This is a genomic window from Arcticibacterium sp. SM2516 (genome assembly GCF_057914865.1).
In genome coordinates, this window is the sequence record NZ_CP195290.1 from 2,880,154 (window position 1) to 2,900,995 (window position 20,842).

A 20,842-nucleotide genomic window follows, 5' to 3' on the forward strand; every position below is an offset into this window, starting at 1 on the left:
AAACCTTCCATTTGTCCTTCAATGATACCACTTGGTATGAAAATTGAACACAAACATGTAACAAGTACTATTTTTTACAGAGGTCGTACTTGAAAAAATATTTTCTAATGCTGTTTACTTTAAAACTAATAACTGGATTTCAATCCATGGGCTTCGAAGGTTCTTCGAATTTTCTAGCCCTTGGCGTTTTACTCTACTTATGCCCAGCCCTCGTTGAAACAGCTATTATAACGCATTTACAAAGTGCTTATGGCTCATTAGCAACCGCCATACGGGACACTATCACTTCAATTAATAAAAACTTTACGGGCCACTATCAAGTCCTACTTCCTAGTGTGGTAAAGCTTCAATCAGCAGTTAATCCATTCATAATCAGACTAGTATTATGAAAAAAAATATCCGACTGCCATTATTTCAAATGAAATCCCCAATGAATACCAAAAGGTTCGAAGCTTTACCGATTTGTACAAAGCCTATTTCTGTCAATTTTAAGCTGACAGAAAGTAGAATGCCATACCTTTTGTTATTGATCATTGGACTTACTTTTGTTTCAACGGCATCACTATTTGCCCAAACCACGGTTGTTAGATCCATTACACTTTCTACAGATGATGTGGAGGAAGAAGGCACAGCCGGAAGTTATGGTCATATGTATCATGGCTCTACCGATATAGAATTAACGGAAGATAACGAACCTACGGCCACTGGTAACCAAAAAGTAGGATTCAGGTTTACCAGCTTAAACATTCCCACTGGTGCTACCATTACAAACGCCTACCTGACTTTTAGAGCGACATCTGCGGATGCTCCGATGACCAATAGCCAAGCAACTAACTTGACGATTAAGGGTCACAAATCCACAAGTGCTCCAACCTTTAGTAGTACCAATTTTGATATTACCAATAGAACGGCAACTACAGCAAGTACTTCATGGTCAAATGTCTCCAGTTGGAGTACGGGATCAGATTATAATTCACCAAACCTGTCAACAGTTATTCAAGAGTTGGTCAACCAATCGGGATGGAGTACCAGTAGCCCAATAGCCCTCCTTATTACTGGTTCAGGACATCGTTCAATAAGCAGTTATGAGGGAGGTGGCGTACCAGCTAAATTGACCGTTACTTATACCACCGCTCCTCCTATTGTAGTAACTCCGTCCTTAACACATGAAACTTGTGCTGGTGCTAATAACGGGGCAGTTAATTTAACAATTTCAGGAGGAACCCCTCCTTACTCCTATACTTGGTCAGACGGTTCAACGTCAAAAAATAGAACTGGTCTAAGCCCAGGAACGTATAAAGTAGCGGTAACTGATGCCGCATCTGGTTTAGCAACTGATAACATAACCATCAATGTAGGAGCAGGTCCCTCCTTAAGTTTAGCCATCACCCAAGAAAGCTCGCAAGGTGCTGGCGATGGGGCCATAAACCTAACCGTAACCGGTGCCACACCAACAGTAGGCTATCAGTGGAAAAAAAATAACGTCAATTATGCGACTACTGAAGACATAAGCGGACTTGGAGAAGGTATCTATGCTGTGACGGTAACAGACGGATGTCCCTCTACCACTACCATTTCGGGGACCATTGCTCAGTATGTTAACAAACACCTTTATCTATCTGACCCAAATCAGGCACTTGATCGCATAGACCCTGTCAACACCTCTGATGCGACAACAGCACAGTCAGCGACACTAAGTTCGACACCAGCAGGTGTTGTTATAGATGCAGTCAGTTCAAATTCTTTTGTAGATGGCTCAAGTTCTCCTATAGCTACACTTTCTCATACTACCGGAAATGGGGTCGACAAATTAATGTTAGTTGGGATTTCACATAAAAATTCAACTATTTCCAGTGTTACCTATGGTGGCATTCCATTAACATTTGTAGGGCATAACATTGATAATGGGAACGCTAAAATAGCAATTTATCGACTGCTCAACCCAACATCTGGAACGGCTAACGTTACTGTTAATTTTGGGTTAAAAATTGACAAAGGTGCAGTAGTTGGTGTTACAACTTTCACAGGCGTAAACCAAACTACACCCTTAGGTACATTTGGAGGAGCACAAAATAAAACAACAACGCCTACTGTTACTGTTTCATCTGCTTCAGGAGAATTGGTTTATGATGTAGTCTCAACGAGGAACGCATCTTTAATTGCTGTGGGATCAGGTCAAACCCAACGTTACAACCGTGATACAGGTCAAGAAATAAAAGGAGGAGGTGCAAGTACAAAGCCAGGAGCGTCATTGGTAACTATGAGTTGGACAACTGATAGCGGTCAGGATTGGGCAATTGGTGCAGTATCTATTAAACCTGCTGTAGCGGTTACGAATACCACCTTCACCCAAAGCCCAGTTTTATGTAGTCCTTTGACCATTTTTGCTGGTAAGACTATTACTGTGAGTAATTATGTGAGTATTGTCAGCGGCACAATGCCCGCCAATCCGAGTATTACCGCCGTTTTAAAATACGGTTCAACCAATATTATCACGCTCAGCAATCCTACATATAGCGGAGGTATATTGACTTGGACGGGCACGTTGGGTTCCAATTTAAGCGTACCAGCAGGGGAAGCCATTGCCTTACAGGTCACCACAGCACAATCTGGCGTAATTTTCAAGATCGATTATGACAGCCAAACAAAGCCCTCCAAAATAGAACTACCCGTCACTACGTTTATAAAAATAAATTCCTATGCAGCATACAATGCCCCATATCCAGGCGGCAGCATTATAAGCAGTGCAACTGCGGGCGATATCGTTTATTTACGCTCCGTAGTGACCGATCCATTTGGAGCAACCGATATCACAGGATTAAACATCAATATTTCCGGCAGCTCATTAGCAGCCACCTTGAAAGCGACAGCCGGATGTACCAAAACCTTTGAATATGCTTGGAACTCAACAGGTGCAAGTGGAAACGTATCTCTTCCTGCTACTGCAAAAGAAGGATATGAAGGTACTGTGACGGATGTGCGTCAACTTAGCGTAGCGTTTTGTACACCTGTGATAGGAGACCCTACCTTCACGGTGGGGGTCACTTCCAGATGCCAAGGTGCTGGTACGCAGCAATATACCGCTACATCTACGAATGCTACTGGAATTACTTATAGCTTGGATGCTACCACCGCAGCATTAGCTGGCAATGCTATCAATACGTCTACTGGATTGGTGACTTTTGCTGCTGGATGGAGTGGTACTTCTATCATTACGGCTTCGGCTGCAGGATGTGGGGGAGCAAAGACAGCGACACGTAGTCTAACCACTACGCCTACTGTAGGCACTCCTGTATTTACCTTAGGTGCCACGTCTTCACGTTGTATCGGAGCAGGCACTTCGGCCCCATATACTGCCACCGCAACCAATTCAACAGGCATCACCTATAGTTTGGATGGAGCAAGTTTAACAGGTGGCAATACTATCAATCCTTCCACAGGTGCAGTGACTTTTGTTTCCAATTGGACCAACACTTCTACCATCACAGCATCGGCAGCAGGTTGCAATGGCCCTAAAACGGCGACTCATACCATCACAACCACCATCATTAAAGCCGTAAACGATGCTGCCACGGGCGTAAGAGGTGAGCCTTTAATGATCAATGTGCTGGACAATGACGAATGTGATGTAAATGCATCCTCTATTTCTATTGTATCCCAACCGATTCATGGTTCATTGCAGATTGGCACAAATGGTTCAATCACCTATTTACCAAACGGTAGTTATATCGGCACAGACCAGTTTACTTATCGTGTTTGTAGCAATCTATATCCTGCAATCTGCGTTGATGCAGGTGTTGCTCTGACTATAGCGGGTAGTATACTTGATCCATGCTATGTAGCCAATAAAGCTCAAACATTTTATCTGCCATTTCCAGAAAACGAAACTCAAGTACGAAAGGCCTTAAAAAGTGCCGGAAATACATCTAGCCATGGAAATAGTGTACAATCAGTGACTAGTTTTACAGTTCCTTATGGTAGTACCATTATTACCTATGACCACTGGGAAGATGGCTACGAAACGGATTTACACTTTCCTGTTCAATCCAGTACGGTAATTTGGGGAGATGGGAATACCAGTAATGGTGTAGCCCCTGGTCATCCTACAGATATCATTCCTCCTGGTGGTTATGTTATTCTAGATAACACATTTACCTACAATCCAAGAAATTCAGCAACTATCGTTTATGACGGGAAAGATAAATTGTATTCCTCCAATGATATTTCAGTGTCCAAATATGTAGGTGATGCAGGAGAAATAAACGTACAAAGTTTCAAGACAAACGTTTTGGATGTCTCTAGTTTTGGTAAACTCTTTGTAACTCCATTTGGTGAAAATATTACCTTAGGAGGTACTCCTGCCTTTAAATATACAGGAATCTTCGTAAGGGCAGCCACAAACGGTACCATTGTAAAACTTGATTATGATGGCAATGGAACTATAGATGTAACCAAGAGCCTAAATGAAGGAGAAGTATGGCTTTATGACGGCACAGCATCAACGATTGGTACTTCCAGTGATATCAATAATTCAAATGATATTAAAGCAGGTGCTATCCTCACCGCTAATTATGATGTAGGCGTAGATATGGTGTTTGGTGACATCAGCAATTATGGTACGCGAAATTTTGCCCTGCTACCTGGAGCTTATTATAGTAATTCCTACATTACCCCTGTATATACTTCTGCTTCCTCGAATGTTCCTGTATATGTATTTTTTACGAATACATTGAATACCCCAATCACCGTAAACTGGACCTCTGCTGTATCTAGTGGCTCCATCGTAGTACCTGCTAAAGGAACCAACTACCATAACCTGCCTGCTGGAGTAGTCTCTGGTTATAAATATGAAAGTACAAGCGGAGATTCCTTTTCTGCCATATCTATTATTGATGCGGATGATCCTGGAACAGGCTATGACTGGGCCTTCAATTTGTTACCTATCGAACGTTTAACCAATTTCGCTACGATTGCTTGGGCTCCTGGCTCAGAAAACCTGACCAAAAACTACAATCCTATCTGGGTGACCCCAAACGCCCCAACAACATTATACATAAAATATGATGGAAACCTTACTTCTACGACAGGTCCCTTCAGTCCTATAAATGGTCTTCCTTATGATGCTACGGTTTCTTTAACCGCCCTTCAGGGATACCGCATTCTGGATAACACGGATAATAACCAGACAGGTACCGCTCTATTTACAGAGAACGGAGCAGTGTTTGCGGCAGCTTGGGGACAAGATGCTAAAGACTATTCTGGAAGTGGAACCATTCCATCTGGAGGATCTGCCGTTTCGCAAGATGTAGGATATACCTTAATGCCTAAATGTCTATCCAGATTAATTTTGGCCAATGATGATTATAGATCTATTGAAATAAATACACCTGTAACTATAAATGTAGCAAACAATGATGGAGGTTTCTTAGCCACACCAGATCCTACATCTGTAAGTACTACAGGACTATTGCAACCTAAGCATGGTACAGCAGTTTTAAACCCAAGTGGTACCATCACCTATACACCCAATCCAAACTTTGTTGGAATTGACACCTTAGAGTACAGTATATGTGGGGTAATTAATACCACTATATGTGATATAGCTACGGTCTATATCAATGTGGCTTGTGTTCCTGTTTGGACTACAGAAAATAAAGTAAAAGGTACCGTTTATGAAGACGTAAATGGCAATGCCGTCTATGATGCAGGTGATGTACTGTTTCAAGGAGCAGTGGTGTCTGTTTATAAGGACAATGGCGTAATAGGGACTTATGAAGCGGGAACAGATGTCTTTGATGGCACAGCTACCACTACAGTCAATGGCACTTATACCCGTACAGTCACCTCTGGTATAGGAAAATATATTATGCGAGTGACCTCAGGACTTCCTCTGGGTGCCACTTTTACAACTGGGAATGTTCAAACCTCAAACTTTACTGCAACTGGTCAAGCAGATTGTATGAATGATTTTGGTTTAAATTTGAATTATCCTCCTGTTAGTAAAAATGATGCATTTAGCGTTTGTTCCAATATGCACATTGATGGGAATTTGTTTGCTAACAATGGTAATGGCGTAGATTCTGATCCAGATGGTGATTCTTTTACGCTTACCAAAATAAATGGTTCTACCGGAAATGTAGGAAGCCAGATCACTTTACCTTCAGGAGCCCTACTTACTGTGACCGCTGCTGGCAATATGACTTATGACCCTAATGGAAACTTTAATACAGGCGGAAGTGATTCATTTACCTATAGAATTAATGATGGATTTGTCGAAAGTAATTTAGCCACTGTAACCCTTACCATTCAGAAAGCATTAAAAGCAGGAACAAAAGGAACTTTACAAATTTGTCAAGGTGAAACGGTAACCGCATCCATGCTGTTCAGCAGTCTAGGAGGAAGCCCTGATCCAGGTGGCGTTTGGTCACCAACATTAGCGGGTGCAGGAAATTATATCTATACGCATGCCGCAACTGGCGTTTGTCATGTTGAAAATGCTGAAGTAATAGTAACAGAGCAAGCTCCACCAGTAGCGGATAGTCCAGATAATGTAACAGAATGTCAAAGTTATACCTTACCAGCCTTAAGTGCAGGGAATGCCTACTGGACTGGTTCTGGAGGAACTGGTACGCCAGTGGCAGCAAATACAGTTATTACCACAACCCAAACATTATATGTTTATGCAGCAGCTACGGCTGTTTGTCCCGCAGACCAGAATTCATTTTTAATAACGATAAATAATAATCCTGCTGCTCCTACGGCAAGTGTTACTGCTCAACCAACCTGTACCACACCAACAGGTACTATAGTAGTAAGTGCACCAGCACCAGCAGCCAATGTCACTTATACCGTAACAGGAACAAGTCCTGTTGTCGCTGGCGTAACCCAAGCAACAACAACTTTCGCAGGACTTGCACCTGGAACTTATAGCGTAACTACAACAAATACAACAACAGGTTGTGTTTCTTCTGGAACTAGCTTAACGGTGGATCCAGTACCTGCTAATCCTGCTGCTCCAACAGCCAGTGTAACTGCTCAACCAACCTGTACCACACCAACAGGTACTATAGTAGTAAGTGCACCAGCACCAGCAGCCAATATCACTTATACCGTAACAGGAACAAGTCCTGTTGTCGCTGGCGTAACCCAAGCAACAACAACTTTCGCAGGACTTGCACCTGGAACTTATAGCGTAACTACAACAAATACAACAACAGGTTGTGTTTCTTCTGGAACTAACTTAACGGTGGACCCAGTACCTGCTAACCCAGCTGCTCCAACAGCCAGTGTTACCGTTCAACCAACTTGTACCACGCCATCTGGTACCATCGTAATTACAGCACCAACACCAGCAGCAAATGTCACATATACGGTGACAGGAACAAGTCCTGTTGTCGCTGGTGTAACCCAAGCAACAACGACTTTCGCAGGTCTTGCACCAGGAACTTATAGTGTAACCACAACAAATACCACGACAGGTTGTGTTTCTTCTGGAACTAGCTTAACGGTGGATCCAATACCTCCTTGTCCTGTGACTGAAAAAATAACGGTGCCTTCTTCTACAGGTGGTACCATGAGCAATATCGCTTCTAACGATAAAGTCAATGGACTTCAAGCGACCTTGGGTGCTGGCGGTAATGCTACCGTAGCTACGAGTGGAACTTGGCCAGCGGGAATTACCCTGAACCCTACTACGGGGGATGTAGCCATTGCCATTGGTACTAAGCCTGGTCTTTATCAGATTGAATATACTTTATGTGATACCTTGTCACCAGTCAACTGTGCCAATATGATGGATACCGTAACGGTAACTTCTGTCATACAGCCTGTGACTGAGAAAATAACGGTGCCTTCTTCTACAGGTGGAACCATGACCAATATCGCTTCTAACGATAAAGTCAACGGACTTCAAGCGACCTTGGGTGCGGGTGGTAATGCTACCGTAGCCGTGAGTGGAACTTGGCCAGCAGGCATTACACTAAACCCTACTACGGGGGATGTAGCCATTGCTATCGGTACTAAGCCGGGTCTTTATCAGATTGAATATACTTTATGTGACACCTTATCACCAGTCAACTGTGCCAACATGATGGATACCGTAACGGTAACTTCTGTCATTCAGCCTGTGACTGAAAAAATAACGGTGCCTTCTTCTACAGGTGGTACCATGAGCAACATCGCGTCTAACGATAAAGTCAATGGACTTCAAGCGACCTTGGGTGCTGGCGGTAATGCTACCGTAACCGTGAGTGGAACTTGGCCAGCGGGCATTACACTGAACCCTACTACGGGGGATGTGGCCATTGCAATTGGTACTAAGCCGGGTCTTTATCAGATTGAATATACTTTATGTGATACCTTATCACCTGTCAACTGTGCTAACATGATGGATACCGTAACGGTAACTTCTGTGATACAGCCTGTGACCGAAAAAATAACGGTGCCTTCTTCTACAGGTGGAACCATGACTAACATCGCTTCTAACGATAAAGTCAATGGACTTCAAGCGACCTTAGGTGCGGGCGGTAATGCTACCGTAGCTACGAGTGGTACTTGGCCAGCGGGCATTACACTAAACCCTGCTACGGGGGATGTGGCCATTGCCATCGGTACCAAGCCGGGTCTTTATCAGATTGAATATACTTTATGTGACACCTTATCACCAGTCAACTGTGCCAACATGATGGATACCGTAACGGTAACTTCTGTCATTCAGCCTGTAACTGAAAAAATAACGGTGCCTTCTTCTACAGGTGGAACCATGACTAACATCGCTTCTAACGATAAAGTCAATGGACTTCAAGCGACCTTGGGTGCTAGCGGTAATGCTACCGTAGCTACGAGTGGAACTTGGCCTGCAGGCATAAGCCTGAACCCTACTACGGGGGATGTGGCCATTGCTATCGGTACCAAGCCGGGTCTTTATCAGATTGAATATACTTTATGTGACACCTTATCACCAGTCAACTGTGCCAACATGATGGATACCGTAACGGTAACTTCTGTCATTCAGCCTGTAACTGAAAAAATAACGGTGCCTTCTTCTACAGGGGGAACCATGAGCAATATCGCTTCTAACGATAAAGTCAATGGACTTCAAGCGACCTTGGGTGCGGGCGGTAATGCTACCGTAGCTACGAGTGGTACTTGGCCTGCAGGCATAAGCCTGAACCCTACTACGGGTGATGTAGCCATTGCCATAGGTACCAAGCCGGGTCTTTATCAGATTGAATATACTTTATGTGATACCTTGTCGCCTGTCAACTGTGCCAACATGATGGATACCGTAACGGTAACTTCTGTCATACAGCCTGTAACCGAAAAGATAACGGTGCCTTCTTCTACAGGGGGAACCATGACCAACATCGCTTCTAACGATAAAGTCAATGGACTTCAAGCGACCTTGGGTGCTAGCGGTAATGCTACCGTAGCTACGAGTGGAACTTGGCCTGCAGGCATAAGCCTGAACCCTACTACGGGGGATGTGGCCATTGCTATCGGAACCAAGCCGGGTCTTTATCAGATTGAATATACTTTATGTGACACCTTATCACCAGTCAATTGTGCGAACATGATGGATACCGTAACGGTAACTTCTGTGATACAGCCTGTAACTGAGAAAATAACGGTGCCTTCTTCTACAGGGGGAACCATGAGCAATATCGCTTCTAACGATAAAGTCAATGGACTTCAAGCGACCTTGGGGGCTGGCGGTAATGCTACCGTAGCTACGAGTGGTACTTGGCCAGCGGGCATAAGCCTGAACCCTACTACGGGGGATGTGGCCATTGCTATCGGAACCAAGCCGGGTCTTTATCAGATTGAATATACTTTATGTGATACCTTGTCACCAGTCAACTGTGCCAACATGATGGATACCGTAACGGTAACTTCTGTGATTCAGCCTGTGACGGAGAGTATTTCTGTGCTTTCATCTACGGGTGGAACAATGAGCAATATTGCTGCTAATGATACCGTCAATGGTGTGCTAGCTACATTGGGTGCTAGTGGTAATGCTACAGTTGCGGTAGTAGGTACTTGGCCATCAGGGATTACTTTGAATCAAACAAATGGCGATGTCTCAATTGCAATTGGAACTGTGCCAGGGGTCTATATAATTACATACCAATTGTGTGATAAACTTAGCCCTCAGAACTGTACTACACAAAATGACTTAGTTTTCGTCGGAGATGAAATCAATTCGTGCTTTCTAGATTTGGGTGATTTGACTAACTACCTTCTTTTTTTTGCGGACGGAAATTCAGATGCAAACTGGCAAGCGGCCTCTAAAGGCTTTGTTGGTGATGTTGCGGTTGACGGCCTCCAAGCTGATGAAAGAACCGCTGGCAGCTTTGCTTATGCAGGGACTATTTATACGAATGATAATACGTTAGACGCTTGGTCAGATATAATAAATGAGAATAATCCTACTGAAGTTGTTCCAGCACAAGCTTTTGGCCAAACTAATGAAATATCTCGCATTTCAAGTCTTGAATCTGATCTGAATAATGCTTTTATACAAATTAATGCCCTATATCCTACTCCTGGGTTTTCAAGCGTTTCTTCTACTTCCCTAAATGGATTAAACACACAGAATTCAATACAAGAATTGTTCGTCATTAATATCACATCGGACCTTGACGTATCTAGCAAAATCAATATTACTGGTGATGAAGATGATATTTTCATCCTTCGCTGGGATTCAGATGGGTATCCTAACAATGGATATCAAGGTCAAACTAAGTTTCAAAGCGGAGGTGGAATTGTTCCTCAAGGTGCTCTTAAAGCAACTAACTTTATTAACGTAGCAGGGGATATTAATGCTAGTGGTGGTGGCAGTACGCCAGCAGCTCCATATCCACAGGGACCTAGATTAAATGATGGTACTGGGCCATTAATTGTTAATGCCAGTGACTTTAGTGGGGGCGGTTACTTCACAGGTTATTGGCTAACTACCGGTAACCCATCAAATGGTGAGAGTTCATCTTTAAGTAACGCGGTTTTCGTAGGAGGATGGTATACTACTGCCACCAAATTTAGTATGACCTCAGGGACTAGTGGTGTACACGTATCTCCACCAAGTGCTCTAAGCCCTCCTTCTGCCCCAACAGCAAGTGTAACGTCTCAGCCAACTTGTTCAACACAAACTGGAACAATAGAAGTAGCTATACCAACTCCAGCAGCCAATGTGACTTATACCGTGACGGGAATAAGTCCAGTTGTTACAGGCGTTACGCAACCAACAACTACTTTCGCTGGCTTAACATCAGGAATTTATAGTGTAACCACAACGAATACAACAACAGGTTGTACTTCAAATGAAACAATCCTAACTGTCAATCCTATTCCTCCTTGTCCAGTCACGGAAAGCATTACAGTTTCGTCTGCTACAGGTGGTAATATGTCAAACATTGCTTCTAACGATAAAGTCAATGGACTTCAAGCGACCTTGGGTGCGGGTGGTAATGCTACCGTAGCTACGAGTGGTACTTGGCCTGCGGGCATTACATTGAACCCTACTACGGGGGATGTGGCCATTGCTATCGGTACTAAGCCGGGTCTTTATCAGATTGAATATACTTTATGTGATACCTTGTCGCCTGTCAACTGTGCCAACATGATGGATACCGTAACGGTAACGTCTGTCATACAGCCTGTGACTGAGAAAATAACGGTGCCTTCTTCTACAGGTGGAACCATGAGCAACATCGCGTCTAACGATAAAGTCAATGGACTTCAAGCAACCTTGGGTGCGGGTGGTAATGCTACTGTAGCTACGAGTGGAACTTGGCCTGCAGGCATAACACTAAACCCTACTACGGGTGATGTGGCCATTGCCATTGGTACTAAGCCTGGTCTTTATCAGATTGAATATACTTTATGTGATACCTTATCACCAGTCAACTGTGCCAATATGATGGATACCGTAACGGTAACTTCTGTGATACAGCCGGTGACCGAAAAGATAACGGTGCCTTCTTCTACAGGGGGAACCATGAACAACATCGCATCGAACGATAAAGTCAATGGACTTCAAGCGACCTTGGGTGTGGGCGGTAATGCTACCGTAGCCGTGAGTGGTACTTGGCCTGCGGGCATTACATTGAACCCTACTACGGGGGATGTGGCCATTGCTATCGGTACTAAGCCTGGTCTTTATCAGATTGAATATACTTTATGTGATACTTTATCACCTGTCAACTGTGCTAACATGATGGATACCGTAACGGTAACGTCTGTCATTCAGCCTGTGACTGAAAAGATAACGGTGCCTTCTTCTACAGGGGGAACCATGACTAACATCGCTTCTAACGATAAAGTCAATGGACTTCAAGCGACCTTGGGTGCGGGCGGTAATGCTACCGTAGCTACGAGTGGAACTTGGCCTGCGGGCATTACCCTGAACCCTACTACGGGGGATGTGGCCATTGCTATCGGTACCAAGCCGGGTCTTTATCAGATTGAATATACTTTATGTGATACTTTATCACCGGTCAACTGTGCCAACATGATGGATACCGTAACGGTAACTTCTGTGATACAGCCTGTGACTGAGAAAATAACGGTGCCTTCTTCTACAGGTGGTACCATGAGCAACATCGCTTCTAACGATAAAGTCAATGGACTTCAAGCAACCTTGGGTGCGGGTGGTAATGCTACTGTAGCTACTAGTGGTACTTGGCCAGCAGGCATAACATTGAACCCTACTACGGGGGATGTGGCCATTGCTATCGGTACTAAGCCGGGTCTTTATCAGATTGAATATACTTTATGTGATACTTTATCACCGGTCAACTGTGCCAACATGATGGATACCGTAACGGTAACGTCTGTCATACAGCCTGTGACTGAGAAAATAACGGTGCCTTCTTCTACAGGTGGTACCATGACTAACATCGCTTCTAACGATAAAGTCAATGGACTTCAAGCGACCTTGGGTGCGGGCGGTAATGCTACCGTAGCTACGAGTGGTACTTGGCCAGCGGGCATTACATTGAACCCTACTACGGGGGATGTGGCCATTGCTATCGGTACTAAGCCGGGTCTTTATCAGATTGAATATACTTTATGTGATACTTTATCACCGGTCAACTGTGCCAACATGATGGATACCGTAACGGTAACTTCTGTGATACAGCCTGTGACCGAAAAAATAACGGTGCCTTCTTCTACGGGTGGTACCATGACTAACATCGCTTCTAACGATAAAGTCAATGGACTTCAAGCGACCTTGGGTGCGGGCGGTAATGCTACCGTAGCTACGAGTGGTACTTGGCCAGCGGGCATTACATTGAACCCTACTACGGGGGATGTGGCCATTGCTATCGGTACTAAGCCGGGTCTTTATCAGATTGAATATACTTTATGTGATACTTTATCACCGGTCAACTGTGCCAACATGATGGATACCGTAACGGTAACTTCTGTGATACAGCCTGTGACCGAAAAAATAACGGTGCCTTCTTCTACGGGTGGTACCATGAGCAATATCGCTTCTAACGATAAAGTCAATGGACTTCAAGCGACCTTGGGTGCGGGTGGCAATGCTACCGTAGCCGTGAGTGGTACTTGGCCTGCAGGCATAACATTGAACCCTACTACGGGGGATGTGGCCATTGCTATCGGTACTAAGCCGGGTCTTTATCAGATTGAATATACTTTATGTGATACCTTATCACCTGTCAACTGTGCTAACATGATGGATACCGTAACGGTAACTTCTGTCATACAGCCGGTGACTGAGAAAATAACGGTGCCTTCTTCTACGGGGGGAACCATGAGCAACATCGCTTCTAACGATAAAGTCAACGGACTTCAAGCGACCTTGGGTGCGGGCGGTAATGCTACCGTAGCCGTGAGTGGAACTTGGCCAGCGGGAATTACCCTGAACCCTACTACGGGGGATGTGGCCATTGCTATCGGTACCAAGCCGGGTCTTTATCAGATTGAATATACTTTATGTGATACTTTATCACCGGTCAACTGTGCCAATATGATGGATACCGTAACGGTAACTTCTGTGATACAGCCGGTGACCGAAAAGATAACGGTGCCTTCTTCTACAGGGGGAACCATGAACAACATCGCATCGAACGATAAAGTCAATGGACTTCAAGCGACCTTGGGTGTGGGCGGTAATGCTACCGTAGCCGTGAGTGGTACTTGGCCTGCGGGCATTACATTGAACCCTACTACGGGGGATGTGGCCATTGCTATCGGTACTAAGCCTGGTCTTTATCAGATTGAATATACTTTATGTGATACTTTATCACCTGTCAACTGTGCTAACATGATGGATACCGTAACGGTAACGTCTGTCATTCAGCCTGTGACTGAAAAGATAACGGTGCCTTCTTCTACAGGGGGAACCATGACTAACATCGCTTCTAACGATAAAGTCAATGGACTTCAAGCGACCTTGGGTGCGGGCGGTAATGCTACCGTAGCTACGAGTGGAACTTGGCCTGCGGGCATTACCCTGAACCCTACTACGGGGGATGTGGCCATTGCTATCGGTACCAAGCCGGGTCTTTATCAGATTGAATATACTTTATGTGATACTTTATCACCGGTCAACTGTGCCAACATGATGGATACCGTAACGGTAACTTCTGTGATACAGCCTGTGACTGAGAAAATAACGGTGCCTTCTTCTACAGGTGGTACCATGAGCAACATCGCTTCTAACGATAAAGTCAATGGACTTCAAGCAACCTTGGGTGCGGGTGGTAATGCTACTGTAGCTACTAGTGGTACTTGGCCAGCAGGCATAACATTGAACCCTACTACGGGGGATGTGGCCATTGCTATCGGTACTAAGCCGGGTCTTTATCAGATTGAATATACTTTATGTGATACTTTATCACCGGTCAACTGTGCCAACATGATGGATACCGTAACGGTAACGTCTGTCATACAGCCTGTGACTGAGAAAATAACGGTGCCTTCTTCTACAGGTGGTACCATGACTAACATCGCTTCTAACGATAAAGTCAATGGACTTCAAGCGACCTTGGGTGCGGGCGGTAATGCTACCGTAGCTACGAGTGGTACTTGGCCAGCGGGCATTACATTGAACCCTACTACGGGGGATGTGGCCATTGCTATCGGTACTAAGCCGGGTCTTTATCAGATTGAATATACTTTATGTGATACTTTATCACCGGTCAACTGTGCCAACATGATGGATACCGTAACGGTAACTTCTGTGATACAGCCTGTGACCGAAAAAATAACGGTGCCTTCTTCTACGGGTGGTACCATGACTAACATCGCTTCTAACGATAAAGTCAATGGACTTCAAGCGACCTTGGGTGCGGGCGGTAATGCTACCGTAGCTACGAGTGGTACTTGGCCAGCGGGCATTACATTGAACCCTACTACGGGGGATGTGGCCATTGCTATCGGTACTAAGCCGGGTCTTTATCAGATTGAATATACTTTATGTGATACTTTATCACCGGTCAACTGTGCCAACATGATGGATACCGTAACGGTAACTTCTGTGATACAGCCTGTGACCGAAAAAATAACGGTGCCTTCTTCTACGGGTGGTACCATGAGCAATATCGCTTCTAACGATAAAGTCAATGGACTTCAAGCGACCTTGGGTGCGGGTGGCAATGCTACCGTAGCCGTGAGTGGTACTTGGCCTGCAGGCATAACATTGAACCCTACTACGGGGGATGTGGCCATTGCTATCGGTACTAAGCCGGGTCTTTATCAGATTGAATATACTTTATGTGATACTTTATCACCGGTCAACTGTGCCAACATGATGGATACCGTAACGGTAACGTCTGTGATACAGCCTGTGACCGAAAAAATAACGGTGCCTTCTTCTACGGGTGGTACCATGAGCAATATCGCTTCTAACGATAAAGTCAATGGACTTCAAGCGACCTTGGGGGCTGGCGGTAATGCTACCGTAGCTACGAGTGGTACTTGGCCTGCGGGCATAACATTGAACCCTACTACGGGGGATGTAGCCATTGCTATCGGTACTAAGCCGGGTCTTTATCAGATTGAATATACTTTATGTGATACCTTATCACCGGTCAACTGTGCCAACATGATGGATACCGTAACGGTAACTTCTGTGATACAGCCTGTGACTGAAAAGATAACGGTGCCTTCTTCTACAGGTGGTACCATGAGCAACATCGCTTCTAACGATAAAGTCAATGGACTTCAAGCGACCTTGGGTGCTGGCGGTAATGCTACCGTAGCCGTGAGTGGTACTTGGCCAGCGGGCATTACATTGAACCCTACTACGGGGGATGTAGCCATTGCTATCGGTACTAAGCCGGGTCTTTATCAGATTGAATATACTTTATGTGATACCTTATCACCGGTCAACTGTGCCAACATGATGGATACCGTAACGGTAACTTCTGTGATAGTTCCTTATACGGAAAGTATAACTGTAACTTCAGCTTTAGGTGGCATATTGACAAATATTGCAGCTAATGATAGTATCAACGGTTTTAAAGCCACTTTAGGAATAGGCGGAAATGGAACAGTTGCAATTGAAGGCACATGGCCAGCTGGAATAACTTTGGATCCAACTTCTGGCGATATAAATATTGCTTCTGGAACTTTTGCAGGAGTATACCCTGTCACCTACAAACTATGTGATACGTCTTCACCAACACCAAATTGTGCGTTGATGAATGATACGATTACAGTAACCGCAACGCCTGATACATTGATTATCACGCCTCCGTGTACCACCTGTCCGACACCTCCAATTTGTGCGACGGCAGACGATATTGTAGTAGATGGCACAACAACTTACAGCTTCTGTAGCCCAACTCCGGTAACTCAAGGATCTGTATCTCGAGATCCCAATAACTGTATGGTCTTTACACCTAACGGAATGAATTCGGATACCATAAGAACTTGTATTGTGGCTTGTACTAATGGGGTTTGTGATACCACGTACATCATCATCACTCCGGTCATTGTGCCGGATACCATTACCATTTCGGTGGCTCCTGGAGATACCAGTCTTAGCTTATGCCCTACTGCAGACCAAATTGGTGCAGTAACTTCAGTCGTGATAAATGATTGTGATGGACCTGTTACTCAAGGAACTTATACTGCAGACGTGAATGGCTGTCTGGTTTATACCGCTAACCTTTCGGGGAATGGGGTAGACAAGCTCTGTGTCATAGGAGTGGATGCCGAAGGAAATAGAGATACGACCTTCTATATCATTAATGTACCATCTAAGCCAACGTACCCTGATACGGTCATCATTACACCGCCATGTACTACTTGTCCGCCGCCGCCAATTTGTGCGACAGCTGATGATATTGTAGTGGATAGTACAACGACTTATAGCATGTGTAGTGTCATTCCTGCTAATCAAGGAACTGCTGTCTTAGATTCTAATAACTGTATGGTCTTTACACCTAACGGAATGAATTCGGATACCATAAGAACTTGTATTGTGGCTTGTACCAATGGGGTTTGTGATACCACGTACATCATCATCACTCCGGTCATTGTGCCGGATACCATTACCATTTCGGTGGCTCCTGGAGACACCAGTCTTAGCTTATGTCCTACTGCAGACCAGATTGGTGCAGTAACTTCTGTGGCCATTGAGGAATGTGCAGGTGCTCCGGCTCAAGGAACTTATACTACAGATGTGAATGGCTGTCTGGTTTATACCGCTAACCTTTCTGGAAATGGGGTAGACAAGCTCTGTGTCATTGGCGTGGATGCCGAAGGAAATAGAGATACGACCTTCTATATCATTAATGTACCATCTAAGCCGACGTACCCTGATACGGTCATCATCACGCCACCATGTACTACTTGTCCGCCGCCGCCAATTTGTGCGACTGCTGATGATATTGTAGTGGATAGTACGACCACATATAGCATGTGTAGCGTCATTCCTTCTAATCAAGGAACGGCTGTCTTAGATGCTAATAACTGTATGGTCTTTACACCGAACGGAATGAATTCGGATACCATAAGAACTTGTATTGTGGCTTGTACTAATGGGGTTTGTGATACCACTTACATCATCATCACTCCGGTCATTGTGCCGGATACCATTACCATTTCGGTGGCTCCTGGAGACACCAGTCTTAGCTTATGCCCTACTGCAGACCAAATTGGTGCAGTAACATCCGTCGTGATTGAGGAATGTACGGGTGCTCCGACTCAAGGAACTTATACTGCAGATGTGAATGGTTGTCTGGTTTATACCGCTAACCTTTCGGGGAATGGGGTAGACAAGCTTTGTGTCATTGGTATTGATGCCGAAGGAAATAGAGATACGACCTTCTATATCATTAATGTACCATCTAAGCCTACGTACCCTGATACGGTCATCATTACGCCGCCATGTACTACTTGTCCGCCGCCGCCAATTTGTGCGACTGCTGATGATATTGTAGTGGATAGTACGACCACATATAGCACGTGTAGCGTCATTCCTGCTAATCAAGGAACGGCTGTCTTAGATGCTAATAACTGTATGGTGTTTACACCTAACGGAATGAATACCGATACGGTAAGAACTTGTATTGTGGCTTGTACCAATGGGGTTTGTGATACCACTTACATCATCATCACTCCGGTCATTGTGCCGGATACCATTACCATTTCAGTGGCTCCTGGAGATACCAGTCTTAGCTTATGCCCTACTGCAGACCAAATTGGTGCAGTAACTTCAGTCGTGATAAATGATTGTGATGGACCTGTTACTCAAGGAACTTATACTGCAGACGTGAATGGCTGTCTGGTTTATACCGCTAACCTTTCGGGGAATGGGGTAGACAAGCTCTGTGTCATAGGAGTGGATGCCGAAGGAAATAGAGATACGACCTTCTATATCATTAATGTACCATCTAAGCCAACGTACCCTGATACGGTCATCATTACACCGCCATGTACTACTTGTCCGCCGCCGCCAATTTGTGCGACAGCTGATGATATTGTAGTGGATAGTACAACGACTTATAGCATGTGTAGTGTCATTCCTGCTAATCAAGGAACTGCTGTCTTAGATTCTAATAACTGTATGGTCTTTACACCTAACGGAATGAATTCGGATACCATAAGAACTTGTATTGTGGCTTGTACCAATGGGGTTTGTGATACCACGTACATCATCATCACTCCGGTCATTGTGCCGGATACCATTACCATTTCGGTGGCTCCTGGAGACACCAGTCTTAGCTTATGTCCTACTGCAGACCAGATTGGTGCAGTAACTTCTGTGGCCATTGAGGAATGTGCAGGTGCTCCGGCTCAAGGAACTTATACTACAGATGTGAATGGCTGTCTGGTTTATACCGCTAACCTTTCTGGAAATGGGGTAGACAAGCTCTGTGTCATTGGCGTGGATGCCGAAGGAAATAGAGATACGACCTTCTATATCATTAATGTACCATCTAAGCCGACGTACCCTGATACGGTCATCATCACGCCACCATGTACTACTTGTCCGCCGCCGCCAATTTGTGCGACTGCTGATGATATTGTAGTGGATAGTACGACCACATATAGCATGTGTAGCGTCATTCCTTCTAATCAAGGAACGGCTGTCTTAGATGCTAATAACTGTATGGTCTTTACACCGAACGGAATGAATTCGGATACCATAAGAACTTGTATTGTGGCTTGTACTAATGGGGTTTGTGATACCACTTACATCATCATCACTCCGGTCATTGTGCCGGATACCATTACCATTTCTGTGGCTCCTGGAGATACCAGTCTTAGCTTATGCCCTACTGCAGACCAGATTGGTGCAGTAACATCCGTCGTGATTGAGGAATGTGCAGGTGCTCCGGTTCAAGGAACTTATACTGCAGATGTGAATGGCTGTCTGGTTTATACCGCTAACCTTTCTGGAAATGGCGTAGACAAGCTCTGTGTCATTGGAGTGGATGCCGAAGGAAATAGAGATACGACCTTCTATATCATTAATGTGCCGCCTGTAGATGTTGAATTAACCAATACTACGGATGCTAATTGTCAGCAAGCCATTGGAAGTATAGTCACTTACGAAGTCACTGTCAAAAGAAAAGATGCTCAAAGTCAAATTGTGTATTTAACCGTTCAAGATAGTCTTACTTCTAACTTGGAATTAATTATGGCTACCCCTACCATCGGTACATACGATAGTATTACCCATGAATGGACGGGTATAGTGTTAGGGAAAGGTGAATTCGCAGTATTGACCATTCAGGCAAAAGTGATTAGTTCAGATGGAGGATTTGCATGTAATACGGCTTGGGTAAGTTATATGGATAAAGCAGACATAGACTCATCGCCAGAAAACATGAGTTTGGAAGAAGATGACATCGCTAAAGCTTGTGTCAGCATTCCAATTGAACTCTGCAAAGACGCTGGTGAAACTATTGAATTAAAAGCTCCAACCGGTTATGCGAGTTATCAGTGGTATAAAAATGATGTGCCTATTCAAGGTGCTACTTTATCAACTTATACGGCAAGTGATGGAGGTTCTTATAAAGTTGATGTTAACGTTCTGAATGGTTGCGGATTCAACGGATGTTGCCCAATTATCATTACAGAAACCTGTAAATGTCCTGCAGAGGAAATATGTATTCCATTTACCTTTAAGAAAACAAAATAGCTCATTATTATTAAAAGGGAGACCAACGAAAGAAGGTTTCCCTTTTTAAGGATTCGCCTCATCGCACGCCATCAATATATTTAGCATACAGAAGTGTGTTAGGAGGTGCTTTTTTCAAGATACCCTAGTCTTGTAAATTGTTAACAGAAGGTGTAACAAAACATCCCTTCATAACATTTAAAACCATACTTGATAAAGACAGGTTGGATACCAACTTAT

1 protein-coding gene is annotated in these 20,842 nt (G+C 44.4%); it reads left to right on the top strand.

The genetic code is table 11. The features are described 5' to 3' along the window. Positions 1–385 precede the first annotated feature (385 nt). Positions 386–20,623 (top strand): Ig-like domain-containing protein, encoded by a 20,238-nt coding sequence (locus tag ACSBFT_RS11930; protein ID WP_489604798.1) that lies wholly within the window; start codon positions 386–388, stop codon positions 20,621–20,623. The last annotated feature ends 219 nt before the right edge of the window (positions 20,624–20,842 follow it).